General features: G+C 57.9%; 17 protein-coding genes. All 17 read left to right on the top strand.

All coding sequences use genetic code 11. The features are described from left to right. The first annotated feature begins 3 nt into the window (after positions 1-3). The 17 genes from RHM69_RS28320 to ltrA all read left to right on the top strand — a co-directional run bounded on the left by RHM69_RS28320 (position 4) and on the right by ltrA (position 15,857). On the top strand, positions 4-168 hold the full coding sequence (locus tag RHM69_RS28320) for a hypothetical protein (protein ID WP_282375524.1): 165 nt from the start codon (positions 4-6) through the stop codon (positions 166-168). Continuing rightward, positions 161-1,498: a phage portal protein gene (locus RHM69_RS28325; protein ID WP_282375522.1), complete on the top strand. Its 1,338-nt coding sequence runs from the start codon at positions 161-163 to the stop codon at positions 1,496-1,498. Before RHM69_RS28320 ends, RHM69_RS28325 begins: the two co-directional genes overlap by 8 nt. Continuing rightward, a complete protein-coding gene (locus tag RHM69_RS28330) occupies positions 1,495-2,202 on the top strand; it encodes an HK97 family phage prohead protease (RefSeq protein WP_282375520.1) in 708 nt (235 codons plus the stop codon). Before RHM69_RS28325 ends, RHM69_RS28330 begins: the two co-directional genes overlap by 4 nt. Positions 2,203-2,212: 10 nt before the next feature. Next, a complete protein-coding gene (locus RHM69_RS28335; protein ID WP_322255333.1) occupies positions 2,213-3,463 on the top strand; it encodes a phage major capsid protein in 1,251 nt (416 codons plus the stop codon). Positions 3,464-3,487: 24 nt separating this feature from the next. Next, on the top strand, positions 3,488-3,745 hold the full coding sequence (locus RHM69_RS28340) for a hypothetical protein (RefSeq protein ID WP_282375516.1): 258 nt from the start codon (positions 3,488-3,490) through the stop codon (positions 3,743-3,745). 2 nt (positions 3,746-3,747) lie between these two features. Beyond that, positions 3,748-4,224, top strand: a complete 477-nt coding sequence (locus RHM69_RS28345) for a head-tail connector protein (RefSeq protein ID WP_282375512.1) — start codon at positions 3,748-3,750, stop codon at positions 4,222-4,224. Next, positions 4,224-4,565 carry a phage head closure protein gene (locus RHM69_RS28350; protein WP_282375510.1) on the top strand — a complete coding sequence of 114 codons (342 nt, stop codon included), beginning with the start codon at positions 4,224-4,226 and terminating at the stop codon, positions 4,563-4,565. The genes RHM69_RS28345 and RHM69_RS28350 overlap by 1 nt, the downstream gene beginning before the upstream one ends. After that, positions 4,555-5,037 carry an HK97-gp10 family putative phage morphogenesis protein gene (locus RHM69_RS28355; RefSeq protein ID WP_282375508.1) on the top strand — a complete coding sequence of 161 codons (483 nt, stop codon included), beginning with the start codon at positions 4,555-4,557 and terminating at the stop codon, positions 5,035-5,037. The genes RHM69_RS28350 and RHM69_RS28355 overlap by 11 nt, the downstream gene beginning before the upstream one ends. Further along, positions 5,037-5,402 carry a DUF3168 domain-containing protein gene (locus RHM69_RS28360; RefSeq protein ID WP_282375506.1) on the top strand — a complete coding sequence of 122 codons (366 nt, stop codon included), beginning with the start codon at positions 5,037-5,039 and terminating at the stop codon, positions 5,400-5,402. The genes RHM69_RS28355 and RHM69_RS28360 overlap by 1 nt, the downstream gene beginning before the upstream one ends. A gap of 64 nt (positions 5,403-5,466) precedes the next feature. Further along, a complete protein-coding gene (locus tag RHM69_RS31190) occupies positions 5,467-6,195 on the top strand; it encodes a phage tail tube protein (protein ID WP_416151967.1) in 729 nt (242 codons plus the stop codon). Between the two features lie 9 nt (positions 6,196-6,204). Then, complete coding sequence (locus tag RHM69_RS28375; protein WP_122756878.1) at positions 6,205-6,630, top strand: phage tail assembly chaperone family protein, TAC; 426 nt, start codon at positions 6,205-6,207, stop codon at positions 6,628-6,630. A 249-nt stretch (positions 6,631-6,879) separates the two neighbouring features. After that, positions 6,880-9,867 (top strand): phage tail tape measure protein, encoded by a 2,988-nt coding sequence (locus tag RHM69_RS28380; RefSeq protein ID WP_282375497.1) that lies wholly within the window; start codon positions 6,880-6,882, stop codon positions 9,865-9,867. Next, positions 9,864-10,376, top strand: a complete 513-nt coding sequence (locus RHM69_RS28385; protein WP_282375495.1) for a transposase — start codon at positions 9,864-9,866, stop codon at positions 10,374-10,376. The genes RHM69_RS28380 and RHM69_RS28385 overlap by 4 nt, the downstream gene beginning before the upstream one ends. Then, positions 10,373-10,858 (top strand): DUF1833 family protein, encoded by a 486-nt coding sequence (locus RHM69_RS28390; RefSeq protein ID WP_282375494.1) that lies wholly within the window; start codon positions 10,373-10,375, stop codon positions 10,856-10,858. The genes RHM69_RS28385 and RHM69_RS28390 overlap by 4 nt, the downstream gene beginning before the upstream one ends. Positions 10,859-10,860: 2 nt before the next feature. Further along, positions 10,861-11,268: a hypothetical protein gene (locus RHM69_RS28395; RefSeq protein WP_282375493.1), complete on the top strand. Its 408-nt coding sequence runs from the start codon at positions 10,861-10,863 to the stop codon at positions 11,266-11,268. Then, positions 11,240-13,963 (top strand): host specificity factor TipJ family phage tail protein, encoded by a 2,724-nt coding sequence (locus tag RHM69_RS28400; RefSeq protein ID WP_282375492.1) that lies wholly within the window; start codon positions 11,240-11,242, stop codon positions 13,961-13,963. The genes RHM69_RS28395 and RHM69_RS28400 overlap by 29 nt, the downstream gene beginning before the upstream one ends. Positions 13,964-14,435: 472 nt before the next feature. Then, the gene (gene ltrA, locus RHM69_RS28405; protein ID WP_011805433.1) at positions 14,436-15,857 is read left to right on the top strand and encodes a group II intron reverse transcriptase/maturase; all 1,422 of its coding nucleotides are present in this window, start codon (positions 14,436-14,438) and stop codon (positions 15,855-15,857) included. The last annotated feature ends 3 nt before the right edge of the window (positions 15,858-15,860 follow it).

The raw sequence follows: 15,860 nt of genomic DNA on the forward strand, positions 1-15,860 counted from the left end.
ACCATGGATACAGGCCTGATCCTCTTTATTGTGGCGGCCGTGGCCGCGCTGTGCCTGTTCGTCGCCGGGGTATTTGTCTTGGTCGGCCTCGGCTGGGCACTGATCGCTTGCGCTGCTTCTTTCTTGGCTGCGGCTGCATTCATCCGTAAGGGGCTGACTGGTGAATAAACCTCTCAAATCCGTACTGCGGCAGGCCCTGATCAAATCGGCAGAGCCCAGCCTTGTAAAATCCTCACTGGCTGGATGGGTTGGGCGCCGGATTGGCCTTGGTGATAAATCTTTCTGGAACAGCTTCTACGGCACAGATTCTGCCTCGGGCAAAACGGTAAGCCAGCAAACGGCGCTGCAGCTTTCAACGGTCTGGGCCTGTGTTCGGCTAATTGCTGAAACACTCGCCACTCTGCCAATCGCGCTGTACGAAGATAAAAACGGTGTGCCTGTGGTGGCGTCATCTCACCCTGTACACCGGGTCATCAGCCAGCAGCCAAACGCCGACCAGACCCCGGTGGAGTTTTGGGAGTGCGTTGTGGCGAGCCTCCTGCTCAGCGGCAATAGCTTCAACGAACCGCACAGGGTTGGCACGGAGATATCGTCGCTTGAGTTCATTCTGCCCCAGGCTGTTTCGCCGCCAAGGCGCCTAAGCACGGGCGAAATTGAATACCGGTTCATCGACACCCTAGGTAAATCCCACACTCTGCTTGATGAGCAGATGATGCATACACGAGGGTTCGGCACGGACCCCATGTGTGGGCTCAGTCCACTGGCTATGGGGCGGAATGTCTTTGGTGCCGCGATGGCGGCTGATGAGTCCGCCAGCAAAATGTTTGCCAACGGCATGAAGCTCGGCGGTGTTCTATCGACCGATCAGATTCTCAACAAAGCGCAGCGGGAGGACATCCGCGAGGATATGGCGGCGAAGTTTGCAGGTGCCGTTAACACTGGCAAGACCATGGTGCTTGAGGCCGGCATGAAGTATCAGCAGGTGTCTATGACGCCCGAGGATGCTCAGATGCTGCAGACCCGAGCTTTCAATGTTGAAGAGATCTGCCGCTGGTTCCGTACGCCGCCCTGGATGGTAGGTCACACATCCAATAGCACCAGCTGGGGTACCGGTATGGAGCAACAGATGCTCGGCTTCCTGAGCTTCACCCTGCTGCCGTGGATGAAGCGAATCGAGCAGAGTATCAACCGGCGGCTACTTCGCCCTGATGAGCGGCGCCGCTTCTATGCCAAGTTCAACCCTGAAGGCTTGTTGCGTGCCGATAGCGCTGCTCGTGCGGCGTTTTATAGCTCGATGACACAGAACGGTATCTATACCCGCGATGATTGCCGGATCAAGGAGAACCTTGCCCCCATGGGCGGTAACGCGGCAAAGCTCACCGTCCAATCCAACATGCTGCCTATAGACAAGCTTGGCGAGGGATCGGGTGATGCCCAACAAGCCCGTTCCGCGCTACTGGACTGGCTCAATGAAACCCCCAAGGGGAACCAGGAATGAAACGCAAAGACCAGTCTCTGGCGGTGAAGTACCGCTCTTTTGATTACGACGTAAAGGCTGTCAGCGATGACGGCCTTTTTTCTGGCTACGGATCAGTGTTCGGCGTCGTTGACAGCTACAACGAGGTGGTAGCGCCCGGTGCGTTCCTTGAGTCTATCTCCGAGCTCAAGGCGAAGGGCAGGTCCTTGCCTGTGCTCTGGCAGCACCGCACCGCCGAACCAATCGGTTCCTGGTCCATGGACACATTGAAAGAAGACACCAAGGGGCTTTTCGGTGATGGTGAGCTCTGGCTTGCGGATGCGCCATATGCGCGCATCGCGATGCGCGGCATGCAATCCCGATCAATCACGGGCCTTTCCATCGGTTACTACGTGCGTGAGTCGAGCTTCGACGAGAAGACCAGGATTCGAACACTGACCAAATTGGACCTGGTGGAAATTTCCATTGTGACGGTTCCGGCCAACGACGAGGCACGTACCGACACCATCAAGTCTAAGCTGGCCCACGGCGGGCTACCTTCACTTCCCGAATTTGAGCTGCTCCTGCGCGAGGCAGGCTTCTCGAAAACTCAATCTGCGGTGATTGCCAACCGTGGATTGCAGCATCTGCTCCGGAGCGAGTCCGCGGGCGACCAGGCTGAAACCCAAGTTGCCAAGGCACTGCATGCGCAGTTGAGCCAAGGCCTGTCTCTCCCGCAGTTTTAAGGAATCACTCATGAACTATTTGAGCAATGAAGCACGCGCTGAACAGCGTCAAATGCAGCGCAAAGAGCGCGCCGGGGACCAGCTGGAGCTGAAGGATGTCATGGACGCGCTGAGCAAGCGTGACAACGACATCAAGGTATTCGCCGAAAAAGCAGGCGAAGAAATCAAGGCCCACGGAAAAATCCTGGATGACACCAAAACCATTCTGGATGGCTTGGTCAAAGATGGCCTGGGCCTGCAGGATCGCCTGAACGAGGTTGAGCAAAAACTCACCCGCCGGGGCGCCCCCAATGAGGAGGGAACCAAATCCATCGGCGAACAATTTACCGATGGTGATGACTTCAAAGGTCTTGCGGAAAAGGGCCGCGGCGTGGCGCGTATGCGGCTCAAGGCCGTTACGAGCATTACCAGCGCAACCACTGGCACTGGCGGCGTCGGTGTCGCCATCGAACCGACCCGAGTACCAGGCATCATCCAGGGCCCGGATCGACCGTTCACTATTCGCGATCTGATCATGCCTGGCCGTACGAACTCGAACGCCATTGAGTATGTGCGCGAGTCGGGCTTTCAGAATATGGCGGCCCCGGTTGCTGAGACTGCTGCAAAACCGCAGTCGGATCTGTCGTACGAACTGATTACCACTACCGTCAAAACCATCGCGCATTGGTTCCGTGCTTCGAAGCAAGTCTTGGCCGACGTGCCGCTGTTGCAAAGCTACATCGACGGCCGTGCGATCTACGGGCTGAAGTACGTCGAGGAAAACCAGATCTTGGCGGGCAATGGTACCGGCCAGAATCTTCTGGGTCTGATCCCTCAGGCCACAGCCTTCAACGAAGCGCTACGCAAAGACGGCGACACCAAGATTGATTTGCTGCGCCGGGCGATTCTACAGGTGCGAATCGCCGAATATCGTGCCAGCGCCATCGTGCTGAACCCGATTGACTGGGCCGACATGGAACTGGCGAAGGACACTACCGGTAGCTACATCTGGGTAAATGTCCAGGAAGGCGGCCAGCCTCGCATGTGGCGCCTGCCGGTGGTCGACACCAACGCAATGCCGCAGGGCGAGTTCATGGTCGGCGCGTTCGATATGGCGGCTCAGGTCTTTGACCGCGAAGACGCGAACGTCGAAGTTTCGACCGAAGACGCGGACAACTTCACCAAGAACATGGTGACCATCCGTGCAGAAGAGCGCCTGGCACTCGCGGTGTACCGTCCGCAGTCGTTCGTTCACGGCCCATTTGCTGACCCTACGCCATAAGTCTGGGTCCTACCTGATACGAGGATGAGCCCGGGCAACCGGGCTCTTTATCCGATGACAGATATCAAACTGAAAACCATCAAAGGCTTCGAGTGGCGCGGGGCATATGCACCGCCGCGTTCTGATATCGAGGCCTCTGAATTAGACGCCCGCGAGCTTCGCCGCAACGGGATGGTCGAGGATTACGCAGTGAAAGCAGCCGAGACCCAGGAAAACAAAAAGGCCCCGGAACTGGATAACAAATCGGCGCCGAAATCACAAACCAAGAAGAAGGCCGAATAGTCATGAGTGTGATCGATATCGAACTGGCCATGAAGCATCTGCTCGCGGAGCCTGAGGACCAGGACATGGTGCAGTCGCAATTGGACGGCGCCGAGGAAGCTGCTCAGCAGTTCCTTCAGCGACGGTTCTTTGTCGATCAGGCCGCTGCGGATCTTGCAAAGTCCACCACTCTTCAGCGGACCCATGCGGCGCGCGCCACTTACCGCGCGGCGCTGGTAGTAGCCGACGACCCTGAAAACTTCGAAGACCGCTGCCGGCTGCGCGAGCGTGCGCGCCAGGCGCTGGCGGATGCTTTCGAAGTGATCGACATGGATGAGTTGGGGATTGTCATCAACAAGGGTATTGAGGCGGCGTGCCTTCTCAAGCTTGGGCACCTGTTCGCGAACCGTGAGGAGGTGGTGACGGGCACCATTGCCACAGAGCTACCACTGACAAGCAAGGCCTTGTTGATGCCGTACCGCATCCGGATGGGTGTGTAATGCGCGCCGGTCGGTTGCGGCACCGCATCGATATCCAGAAGCCGGTGGTGGATCGCGACCCAGAAGACAACACCGAACTTCCTGTGAGGTGGGAAACCGTCTGGGAGCGTTGCCCGGCGTCGGTAGAGCCCTTGAGCGCAAGGGAGTTCTTGGCGGCGCAGGCGACGCAATCTGAGGTAACAGCCAAGATTGTTGTTCGGTACCGCGCGGGCTTGCTGCCCACGATGCGTATCGTCCACCGCGGTGAGGTTTACAACATTGCCGGCTCACTGCCGGACAACGTTTCAGGTCTTGAGTATTTGACGCTGCCGGTCAGCAAGGGCGTGAACGATGGTCGATGAAGTCAAGTTCAGTTTGATCGGCATCGACAGTCTGCTCGGAAAGTTGGCCACCGTGAACGATGAGGTCAAGCGCAAGACCGGTCGCACCGCGCTTCGGCGTGCTGCTGAGATGGTTGCCAAGAACTTCAAAGAAGGCGCCCGACGCTGGGATGATCCGGACACGGGCCGCTCAATTGCTGACAATATCGTGCTGCGCTGGAACGGCCGACTGTTTCGCCGTACTGGTGATCTGGGCTTTCGCGTTGGCGTGCTGCACGGCGCGGTACTGGTCAAGAACGGCAGCACCGAGAAGAGCGCGCCGACACCACACTGGCGGCTGCTTGAGTTTGGTACCGAGCATATTGCTGCGGACCCCGTGGCCCGCCCAGCCCTGGAAGATCATATCGGCGAAGTTACCAATGAGTTCGCCACTCAGTTCGTGAAAGGTCTCGACCGGGCAATACGTCGGGCCGAGAAGGCCAGGAGCAGCTGATGTTCGCACCAATCAACGCCGTATGCGCCCTGGATGCTGGGGTGATCGCAGTGCTTGGATCAAGCCCGCAACGTTTCTATCCGTTCGGTGATGCACCGCAGGATGGACAAAAGCCTTACGCAGTCTGGCAGACCATCGGTGGTGACCCCGAGAACTACCTGGCTGGGCGTCCAGACACCGACGGCTACACGTTGCAGGTCGATGTGTACGCCACGACGGGAAAGGACGCCCGGGCGGTTGCCAGGGCAATCAGGGACGCCATTGAGCTGAAGGCCTACATCATCCGCTGGCGCGGTGAAAGCCGCGACCCGTCCACAAAGAATTACCGGTACAGCTTCGACGTGAGCTGGCTCGTTCCTCGATAACGCAGCAACCCAAACCAACCCCGCCGAGTGCGGGTTTTTTTATGCCCGACATTTGGAGAACGCCATGTCGATCCTTTCACAGGGAACCCAGATTTACGCCGCGGTACCCACTGCTGGTAATCCGTCGGTCTTCGAAGTTATGGAGATCGAATGCGCCACCGCATTCAGTCCTGGCGGCAACCCTGCCGACCAGATCGAGACCACATGCCTGAGTGAGACGGTACGCAGCTATATGCGCGGGCTTCGAACTCCGGGCCAGGCCACACTCAGCCTGAACGCAGATCCTCGGAATGCATCGCACGTGCGCCTTCACCAGCTATCTGAAGACGACTCTATCGAGAGCATCCGCTGGGTTGTTGGCTGGTCTGACGGGAAAGGCATTGCCCCTACCATTGGCACTACGGGCTCTCTTGCGGCCATCAGTGTCTTGTCTGGCGGTACTGGCTATACCACGGCGCCGACAGTGGCGATCACGGGTGGTGGCGGTACAGGCGCTACGGCAACGGCCATCATCGCCGACGGTTCGGTTACCGGCATCAACATCACATCTCCGGGCACCGGTTACACCAGTGCACCAACTGTCGCATTCACCGGCGGCGCAGGCTCCGGTGCTACCGCTACTGCAGAACTTGGTGATGGTGATGATTTCATTCTTCCGCCAACACGAACCTGGTTTGTTTTCGACGGGTACGTCTCCGACTTCCCGTTCGACTTTGCGGCCAACACCGTTGTGACCACCGCCGCGACGATTCAGCGCTCTGGCGGTTCAGCCTGGATCCGCAAGACCACTTAAGGACAAGCCATGAAGCTCAGCATTGAAAGCCTCAAGGGGGTCGGTGCCTTTACCGGCGCCCCTGTGAAGAAAACGATCAAGTGGGAGCAGGGAGGCAAAGCCCTGGAGGGCGATGTCTTTGTGCGCCCGCTGGGATACCGGGCTGCGGTCAGCGACTTGATTGCATCCGCCGGGATGCAGGACGGCATCGCCGGCCGGATTGCGGCCAGTATTTGCGATGAAACGGGTGCACCTGTTTTCACTGTCGCCGATATCACTGGCGATGCAGACCCGGAGCGCGGATCGCTGGATCGAAACCTAACCACGGCATTGCTCACAGCCATTGGTGAGGTGAACAACCTGGGAAAGACCCAGACCTCAGCGACTTCGACGAAGTCTGGCACGAGCTCGCGATCACGTTCTCCTGCACGATCGCGGAAGCCCAAGAGCGACTGAGTCTTCCGGAATTCAGAAGCTGGGTTGAGTACAGGCGAAAGCGCGGTTCGCTCAATTGGGGAATGCGTATAGAGCGAGGTTGCGCACTGCTGGCCACGCTCTATGCCAACACCCATACGGACAAAGCCCGCTACAAGATTTACGACTTTATGCCGCATGAGTCTGAGCCTGAACTGACCTTGGAAGAGGCTCTCGCAAGCTGGGCCTGAGGCTATCGATCAACCAAAATGGTACACGCTGGGGTAGCCAATGGCTTCGACACTCGGAACGCTGACGCTCGACCTTATAGCCAGGATTGGTGGCTTCACCGGGCCTTTGGACAAGGCCGAGGCAGCTGCGCGAAAATCTGGCAAGGCTATTGCGGATTCGGCTGATGTCGCCGCACTTGCCTGGGAGGCTCTAGGCCAAGTAGCTGCAGGTGCGCTTGCCGGGCTCTCTGTTGGCGCCATCTTCACAGCCTTCATCGCTGAGACTCAGGCTGCTGAGAAAGAGCAGGCGCAACTTGCAGCTGTCCTTCGCTCTACCGGCGAGGCTGCGGGGTTTAGTCGTGACCAACTAAACAACATGGCTGACGCCATGGAAAAGGCCACAACTTTCTCAGGCGGAGATATCAATCAGGCGCAGACGGCGCTTCTTGCTTTCACCGGCGTAGTCGGCGAGCAGTTCCCAAGAGCTCTGCAGGCTGCTGCCGATATGGCCGCGCGAACAGGGATGACTGTACAGCAGGCGGCAGAGACGATAGGCCGCGCACTTGATGTCCCTTCGGAGGGGCTGACTTCGCTGAGTAAGCAGGGATTCAGGTTTACCGAAGATCAGAAGAAGCTGGCCGAATCTTTCGAATCTACCGGGGATGTCGCGAGCGCCCAGGGCATCATCCTCAAATCTCTCGAGGAGTCATATGGGGGTGCAGCCGCCGCCGCGCGTGATACTTTCGGCGGAGCGCTGGATGGTTTGCGAAACGCGGTATCGGGGCTGCTGACAGGAGAGGGCAGCCTGGATTCCGCAAAAGCTGCGATCGAGGGACTGACCACTGTTCTTTCCGATCCCAAGGCTAAGACGGCCCTAAACCTCACGGCGCAGGCGGCCTCTGCATTGGCTGTTATTCTGGTCACACGGCTTGCCGCTGGCGCCGTAGCAACGTCCGCAGCATTTGTGGTGGGACAGGTTGAGGCCGTGCGATATCAGCTGGCACTAGCTCGCATGGCTGGTGTGGCACCTGCCGCCGCCGCAGGCATAGTCAGTGTTGGCGTTGCAGCCCGTGGCGCTTCTGCTGCAATGGCTCTTCTTGGTGGCCCGGCAGGAGTGGTACTGCTCGCGGCAAGCGCCCTTGCGTATTTCGCTTTAAGTGGCGATGACGCCGATGAGTCGGCATCCACATTGTCTAGCAAGGTTGATCTGCTAAGTCAGTCGTTTGAGGGTTTCACCAAGAACCAGGCGGCCGCTGCGCTGCAGGACATCAACAAGGATCTTCTGGATGCGCAGCTGCGCGCCATTGACGCAGAAAGCGCCGTCAGCCAGTACCAGCGCCTGCTGCGCGATCATCCAAATGATTCGCGGCAGCGTGAATGGAATGAGTCACTGATTGCTGCCCAGGGAGAGCTGGATACAGCACGCCAAAAAGTTGAAGCCTTTGGCGACCAGATCAATATCTTGAATGGGATTCTGTCTGCTGCCCCTGTGATTGAGCAGTCAAAGGCCTATCGCGATCTGGCCAAGACGCTGGACGAGCAGATATTACTGGCAGGAAAGAAGACGAACGCCGACAAACTCTCTGCACGTATTGGTGCCGGATTGGTGACGGGGCTCAAGGAAGGGGAAGGTGAGCTTCTTATTGCCAAGGCAAAAACCTTGGATGCCAGCGAGGCAGCGGCAGCGGCCGAGAAGAAGAGAGCTGAGTCGGCCAAGAGCGCAGCCAAGGCCGCCGTCAATGCCGAGACCGCCACACGTAAGCGCGGAGAAGATGCTGTCACCGACTACCAGCGTCAGATCGCGCTTATCAATACCAGCGCTGATGCCAGGAAAAAAGCGACTGAAGTTTCCAAGCTCCAGTTCGAGATCGAGTCCGGCAAGCTGGTTGGTATTAATGCCCAGCAGCAAGATCGCCTAAAGAGCCTGGCGGCCGAGCTAGATAGTCTTCAGAAGCTTAAGCAGGCCAACGAAGATGCAGCTAAGGCTCGCGCCTTTGGCGCAACCTTGACCGAAGGTAACCAGACCGCGCGAATGGGCTTCGAGATCGAGCTTTCAGGTGCAGGCAGTGGTGACAAGCTCAAGGAGCGATTGAAGGCTGATCTTGCTATTCAGCAGGACTTCAATAAGCAGCTCGCCGACCTGCAGAAGCAATACAACGGCGGCGAAATAAGCGAAGAGCTCTACAGCCAGGAGACTGATCTATTGCGTGAGGCCTTGGCCCAGCGCATGGAAATCCAACAGGACTATTACGAGCAACAGGACGAGGCTCAAAACAACTGGCTTGATGGCGTATCGTCGGCCTGGGAGAACTACCGCGATACCGCTATAGATTACCAGCAGCAAGCGGCGGACTTCACGGCAAGCACTTTGGATACGCTAACAGGGACTGTTGGAGATGGCATTGCTTCGATGATTCTAGAGTCGGAAAGTTTGGGGGATGCCTTCGTAAACGTGGCGTCAACCATGGCCAAGAGCATCATCAACGCCCTGGCACAAATGGCGGCGCAGTGGTTGATTTATCAGGGTGTCCAGCTTATTGCTGGAAAGGCGACTCAAGCCAGTGCGTCTATATCTATGGTCGCTAACGCCCAAGCCACTGCGTTTCAAGCCTCACTCGCTGCCTTTGCGAGTACCGCGGCAATACCTATCGTAGGTCCTGTGCTAGCACCGGGTGCGGCAGCTACGGCCGCTGCGTTTGCTGCGCCTTTGGTTGCAGGCGTTTCTGCAGCCAGTCTCGCTGGTATGGCGCATGACGGTTTGGATTCCGTCCCGGAAACCGGAACCTGGTTGCTCGCTAAAGGAGAGAGGGTAACAACTGCTGAGACAAGCGCGAAATTAGACAGCACGCTCAGCAAAATTCAAGCAGGTCAATCACGTACAGGAGCTGTTGCTCCAGTAGTGAATATAATCGAAGACGCTTCTAAGGCTGGAACATCTAGGTCTAATTCGGATGGGGGAATAGATGTTTGGGTCGCCAACATATTGAGTGATGGTCCTGCCCATGATGCGCTTCAGCAGAAGTATGGACTACAGACGAGGGGCTCATGATTATTTACCCCAAGCAGCTTTCATTGCCGCTACATGATGGCTACAAGTTGGAGACTATAAGCCCCTTACTTAGGACAAGGCTCGATAGTGGTCGGTCGCGCCAGAGAAGGAAGTTCACCAGTGTGCCTGTTGAGGCATCTGTTAAGTGGATATTCAATGACCAGCAAGCCTCTTTTTTTGAGGCTTGGTTTGCGAGAACTCTCGGTGATGGAGCTCTCTGGTTTCAAGCCATTTTAAAAACACCGGCAGGTCTAAAGAATTATGTATGCCGTTTCACTGATGTGTATGACGGGCCAGAGTTGGTAGGTATTGATCACTGGGCCTATTCTGCAACGCTTGAATTGCGAGATCGGCCGCTAATGGATCCAGGTTGGGAGATGTTCCCCGAATATTGGTTCAACAAGGATATCATCGATATGGCCATAAACAGGGAGTGGCCGCTCAGCCCATATCAGACGCACATGGGGGCATTCGACTCTGGCGTAAACGAGGAGTGGCCTGAGCCATGAACCCACTCGACGTTTGCTACGCATCGCCAGGAACCGAGGTTCTAATCCCGACATTCGAAATCTCCAGTTCAGGCTGGAGCGAATCGATTCTGCTTTGCGCGGGGTTCGAAAATCAGACGTGCGGGACTGAGGATGGGCGCGCCGTGACGTTCCTTGCCGGAGGTTTGGACGTTTCATATCCGACGAAGGACAACACCGGCAGCCAGACAGTGACATTTGCGATTGATGGCGTCACAGGTCAGGCGCAAGGGCTGATTCGTCAGGCAATGGACGCCGATGCAATTATCCGAGCCACTCTTCGCCTTTACCTGAGCACGGACCTCAGCCAGCCATCCCAAAGGCCCTATTATCTGGTCGTGAGCGGTGGGAGCTTCGAAGGTGCAACAATCCGTGTCGATGGCGGTTACTTCAACCTCATCGACACGAACTTCAACCGCGAAACCTTCAACGCTCTAAACGCCCCCTGCATTAAGTACCTATAACCATGCCATCACGATACCTAACTGCTATCTACCAGGACGGCGGTCGCGAACTGCCGTCCGTGGATTGCTGGGGGCTGACGACGATAGCCCGATCCGAGCTGTATGGGCTGCCAGGGCTATCCAAGTTTGGAGAGGTTACGCGCCTGGGCATTCATGCCTTCCAGCGCTCCTACAGGTCTGAGGTCGGAAGGGCGCTTGAGCGGTGCGAGCCTTTCCCGGGCGCAATCGCCGCGGCAATGAAGGGCGACATCTGCGCCCACGTTGCTCTGGTGGTGCTCAAAGACGAACGCCTGCAGGTGCTGGAGATAAACCCCGGCAGCGGGGCCAGGATCATCCGGCTTCAGGAATTCAAAGATAACTACATGACGGTGGTCTTCTATCGTGATCGAGATCTATGCAAACAAGCTTGATCAGGATGTGTTGCGCGAGTACCAAGTCATCGCAGAAACCACCGTCGAGCAGTGGCTGATCGACAATGTGAAGGGGTATGAGCGCCGCGACGTTCCGCCCATGAGCATTGCCATCAACGGATGCATGACAAGTCCAGCATCTTGGGCGAGCGCGCGCTTCGACAGCGGCGACCGGGTGCAAATCTGGATCGAGCCAAAGGGTACAGACCCGATCTCCATCACAATTGCCGCTATCAAGGGCGTGCAAGCGGTGATGAAGCTCATTACCCCTCGCGTAAAAATGCCTAAGACCGGCTCTCCGCAACAAGGAAGCACGCTGGCAAGCGCCAACGCGAAGGCCAACCAAGTCCGCTACGGCGATCCTGTGCGTGAGCTATTCGGTGAGGATGAGATATTCCCCGATTACATTGTGGAGCCGCGCCGATACTTCAAAGGCCCACGGGATGAGTGGCAGCACATGCTGTTGTGCATTACCCGTGGCGAGTGCCAAGTCAACCCAAGCGATATCAAGATCGGGAATACAGCGGTCATATCGTTGGGCGCCAATGCCACGGCCAGGGTGTACGAACCAGGAGCGGACCTCAGCAATGAGCCCGCCGCTCAATGGTGGTACCAGGCTCCAGAGGTTGGGGTTACCGCGACGGGCACGTCTGGTATCGAGCTCAAGACTACCGTCACGGTTCCAGCGGTGCCCGGCGCCCAGGCTTATCAATTCAACGGTGATTTGGTCGCCGTTCCAACTGGCGCCGGGTCTTTCCCTTCTGGCTGGGCTGTAGGCATGATTCTGCGCATTGAGGTCATGTATCAGTACATGGTCACGGCGGGCGGTGGTGCTGGTGGCCGTGACGTGATTTCCGGCCCTCTGGAGCAGCTTGGGGCGTTCCCGGGCATGCAGATAGAGGTGGTGGGGGCCAATGCCGGGCGCTACATCGTCAACGACTTCACGCCGGCGGCTGGTGGTGACCCCGCCCACCTGACGCTCAACACCACCAGTGGTGCGCCGGTGTCTGGTCTCCTGGCCGGCACCGGCTGGGCGTGCATTGGGTATGCGGGTCTACGGTATCGGCTCACGGCGGCGAGCACTTCGCAGATCGCCGTGGACCGACTGACGGACGCCGGTGTTACAGATAACGACTGGCCTGGATTTGACTTCATCGAAAGTAACTCAGCTGTTCTAAGGCTGGACAATTCGAATCTTGAAGGCGATTGGGCTGGTCCCTTTTCGCTTTGCCCTCCGGGACAGAAGGCGACAAAGCTATCGTTCACCGTCCTGTTTCCAAGCGGCCTGGCGGGGGTCAACAACAAAGGTGACCTCGAGCCGTGGAGTGTTACCTATGAGTTTCAGTATCGCGACAGAACAACAGCTGGGGCCTGGGTTTCTTTCAGCGAAACGATCAGTGATCGAACCCTGGACCAGATCGGCTTTACTCGAGAACTGACAACGGCGTCCGCAATAGAACCAGAGGGCCGCATGCGCCGTATAGGCGCAAAGTCCACCCTGACCAACGTTCAGGACAGCATTCAGTGGTATGACGTTCGCGCACTCCTTCCAAGCCCAAAAAGCTATGCGGGCTGGACGATCATGGCGCTATCCGCTGCCGGCGGTGGCAAGCTTTCAAGCCAAAGCGAAAACAAAGTATCGGTGGTGGCCACCCGAAAGCTGCCGATCTTGGTCAATGGGGCCTGGACACCTGACAGCCGAGTCACGCGTGACATTGCTCCAGCGTTCAACTACATCGCGAAGGCGCCAGGCTACCAGGACGCCGACATTGATACGGATGAGTTGGCAGCGTTTGACGCGGTGTGCAAGGCCAGGGGCGACACCTTCAACTTGTCGATTGATTCGCTCATGACGGTCAAGGAGGCACTGAACACCGCGCTCGCCCCCGGCTTTGCGGAGTTCACCATCAGCCGGGGAAGATTGCGTCCTGTGCGCGACCAGAAGCGGGAGGGCTTCGATACAGAGTATTTCCCGCCCGGCACGCAAGGTTACTCGGCCCAGAACATGAAGGGGCCGCTGCGCATCAGCTTCAAATCGCCCGACCCTGGGTCAGAACACGACGGCGTGGATGTTGAGTACAAGGATCGCCGCACGCGCCAAACCGAGACGGTTAAATGCCGCCTTCCTGGCCAGCTTGGCCTGAAAGCAGAGAACGTCCAGGCCCTGGGCATAGGCGACCGTGACCGTGCTTACCGTCTAGGGATGCGCCGCGCAAGCGAGACCAGGTATCGACGCTGGAGCTATTCGTTCGAAACGGAACTGGACGGCAACAACAGCGATTACATGGGGCTTGCTGGCGTATCGGATGACACTCCAGGGAGAGGGCAGAGCGCTCTTCTACTCGGCATCTCGCTCGGTGCGGGCAGCTACATCCTTGAAAGCTCTGAGCCTTTTATATGGGAGACAGGCGTAGATCACACGGTTGGCATCAGGCGTCAGGACGGTACGCTCAGCGGCCCATGGAAGGCCACAAGGATAGATGAGTACCACCTGAGCATCCCGACTCTCGACTTCACACCCGATACAAGTTGGGACCGGGAACCGCCACACCTGCTGTTCGGGCCCGTAACCCGAGAATGCCATCGCGTCCTGATCAGCAAGGTAACGCCCAAAGGAAGCGAAAGCGTTTCTGTTCAAGGATTCAACTACGACGACAGGGTTTACCTGTACGACAACGCATCAGCGCCAGACTAAATAACTAAGCCCACACAGGCCCGCCATTGAGCGGGCTTTTTTGTGGTGCGCCAGGCATGGCGCGTTGCGCGCAAGCGCAACCAGCTTGGCTGTGGTGGCCACGCTGGTGACTGGGAGGTGAAAGTCCTCTACACACCCGGCAAGGGGAAGTGTTAGCCAGAGGCAAGGGTGTCGCGGGTGACTGCGAATCTGAAGGAAGCCCGAGGCAAAATGCTGGCCTGACGAACAGGAAGCGGATAGAGGCGGCGCAGCGGGGTAAGAAGGCCAAAATCTTCAAAGCCCAATACTTGCACGGAACGCTGTGACGTAGATCCGACAGGCATAAGCAGGAAGGTCGCGCGAATTACCCTGGGAGATCTGCACGTTTGCCAGTGTGCTACCGAGCGTCGAGAGGCGATGGGATGAGCGTGCAGAAGTCAGCCGAAGCCGTAGTAAGTGGCGAATAACCGCGCCACCAAGGGCCGAACAGGTTATGCCGCCAGTAGGCGTCAGAGTCTCGTTGAATACCGAAATGCAGAAATTTCTCCAAGAGAAGACTGTGACTCCGAGTCCCGGACAGAATCCGAGGATGACGGCTGACAGCGCAAAGGTATCGACGGCATCTGTGACGTGGACGAACGCGGAGCCGGACACGCTGATGGCGCGGGTGCTTGCACCGGCCAACCTCAGACGTGCGTATCAGCGCGTGGTCAGCAACAAGGGCGCGCCGGGTGCCGATGGCATGACGGTCGACGACTTGGCGGACTACGTGAATCAGTATTGGCCGATCCTCCAGAGGAGGTTGCTGGCCGGCGAATACCACCCGCAAGGTGTACGCGCCGTCGACATCCCCAAACCCAAAGGCGGCACCCGACAACTGGGCATTCCCTGCGTCGTGGATCGCCTGATCCAACAGGCACTGCTGCAACAGCTCACGCCGATCTTCGACCCGCTGTTTTCGGATTACAGCTACGGCTTCCGTCCGGGCAGAAGCGCCCACCAAGCCATCGAGACAGCCCGCGCCCATGTGGCGGCAGGGCATCGCTGGTGCGTGGAACTCGATCTTGAGAAATTCTTTGACCGGGTCAACCACGATCTCCTGATGGCGTACGTGGCGCGCCAAATCGTAGATAAACGCGTGCTCAGACTGATCCGGCGGTACCTCCAAGCCGGTGAGATGTCGGGTGGGATCGCCAGCCGACGGCAGGAAGGGACGCCGCAAGGCGGCCCGCTCTCGCCGTTGCTGTCGAACATCCTGCTCAACGAACTCGACCGCGAGCTGGAACGGCGGGGTCATCGCTTCGTGCGTTATGCCGACGATGCGAACATCTATGTGCGCAGCCCTCGTGCTGGCGAACGAGTGATGGCCAGTGTTGAGCGCTTCCTGAATCAGCGCCTGAAACTAACGCTGAATCGGGATAAGAGCCGAGTAGCCGGGTCTTGGATGTGTGATTACTTGGGTTACGGGATGAGCTGGCATCAGCAACCGAGACTGAGAGTGGCGACGATGAGCCTGGGTCGCTTGCGCGACCGGCTCAGAGAGCTGCTACGTAAAGCGCGGGGCCACAAGGTGGCGACTGTCATCGAGCGGATAAACCCCGTGCTGCGCGGATGGGCGGGCTACTTCAAGCTGAGCCAGAGCAGACGGCCACTTGAGGAATTGGACGGCTGGGTGCGTCACAAGCTTCGCTGTATCGTCTGGCGTCAATGGAAGCGGCCCTCTACGAGGGCGCGCAACTTGATACGCTTGGGACTTAATGCGGCGCGGGCGTGGAAATCGGCAGTCAATGGCCGAGGCCCATGGTGGAACTCGGGAGCGCCCCATATGAATCAGGCGTTGCCGAAGAAGCTGTGGGACCGCCTCGGGCTGGTCTCGATACTGGATACGATAAACCGACTTAACCGTATAACCTGAACC

The organism is Pseudomonas sp. CCI1.1, from assembly GCF_034348165.1.
GTDB classification, from domain to species: Bacteria; Pseudomonadota; Gammaproteobacteria; order Pseudomonadales; family Pseudomonadaceae; genus Aquipseudomonas; species Aquipseudomonas paracarnis.

What these genes read in the sequence shown, in the direction of transcription:
- RHM69_RS28320 (WP_282375524.1), top strand. Translation starts at nt 4, where the DNA reads ATGGATACAGGCCTGATCCTCTTTATTGTGGCGGCCGTGGCCGCGCTG.
- RHM69_RS28330 (WP_282375520.1), top strand. Translation starts at nt 1,495, where the DNA reads ATGAAACGCAAAGACCAGTCTCTGGCGGTGAAGTACCGCTCTTTTGAT.
- RHM69_RS28335 (WP_322255333.1), top strand. Translation starts at nt 2,213, where the DNA reads ATGAACTATTTGAGCAATGAAGCACGCGCTGAACAGCGTCAAATGCAG.
- RHM69_RS28340 (WP_282375516.1), top strand. Translation starts at nt 3,488, where the DNA reads ATGAGCCCGGGCAACCGGGCTCTTTATCCGATGACAGATATCAAACTG.
- RHM69_RS28345 (WP_282375512.1), top strand. Translation starts at nt 3,748, where the DNA reads ATGAGTGTGATCGATATCGAACTGGCCATGAAGCATCTGCTCGCGGAG.
- RHM69_RS28350 (WP_282375510.1), top strand. Translation starts at nt 4,224, where the DNA reads ATGCGCGCCGGTCGGTTGCGGCACCGCATCGATATCCAGAAGCCGGTG.
- RHM69_RS28355 (WP_282375508.1), top strand. Translation starts at nt 4,555, where the DNA reads ATGGTCGATGAAGTCAAGTTCAGTTTGATCGGCATCGACAGTCTGCTC.
- RHM69_RS28360 (WP_282375506.1), top strand. Translation starts at nt 5,037, where the DNA reads ATGTTCGCACCAATCAACGCCGTATGCGCCCTGGATGCTGGGGTGATC.
- RHM69_RS31190 (WP_416151967.1), top strand. Translation starts at nt 5,467, where the DNA reads ATGTCGATCCTTTCACAGGGAACCCAGATTTACGCCGCGGTACCCACT.
- RHM69_RS28375 (WP_122756878.1), top strand. Translation starts at nt 6,205, where the DNA reads ATGAAGCTCAGCATTGAAAGCCTCAAGGGGGTCGGTGCCTTTACCGGC.
- RHM69_RS28380 (WP_282375497.1), top strand. Translation starts at nt 6,880, where the DNA reads ATGGCTTCGACACTCGGAACGCTGACGCTCGACCTTATAGCCAGGATT.
- RHM69_RS28385 (WP_282375495.1), top strand. Translation starts at nt 9,864, where the DNA reads ATGATTATTTACCCCAAGCAGCTTTCATTGCCGCTACATGATGGCTAC.
- RHM69_RS28390 (WP_282375494.1), top strand. Translation starts at nt 10,373, where the DNA reads ATGAACCCACTCGACGTTTGCTACGCATCGCCAGGAACCGAGGTTCTA.
- RHM69_RS28395 (WP_282375493.1), top strand. Translation starts at nt 10,861, where the DNA reads ATGCCATCACGATACCTAACTGCTATCTACCAGGACGGCGGTCGCGAA.
- ltrA (WP_011805433.1), top strand. Translation starts at nt 14,436, where the DNA reads ATGCCGCCAGTAGGCGTCAGAGTCTCGTTGAATACCGAAATGCAGAAA.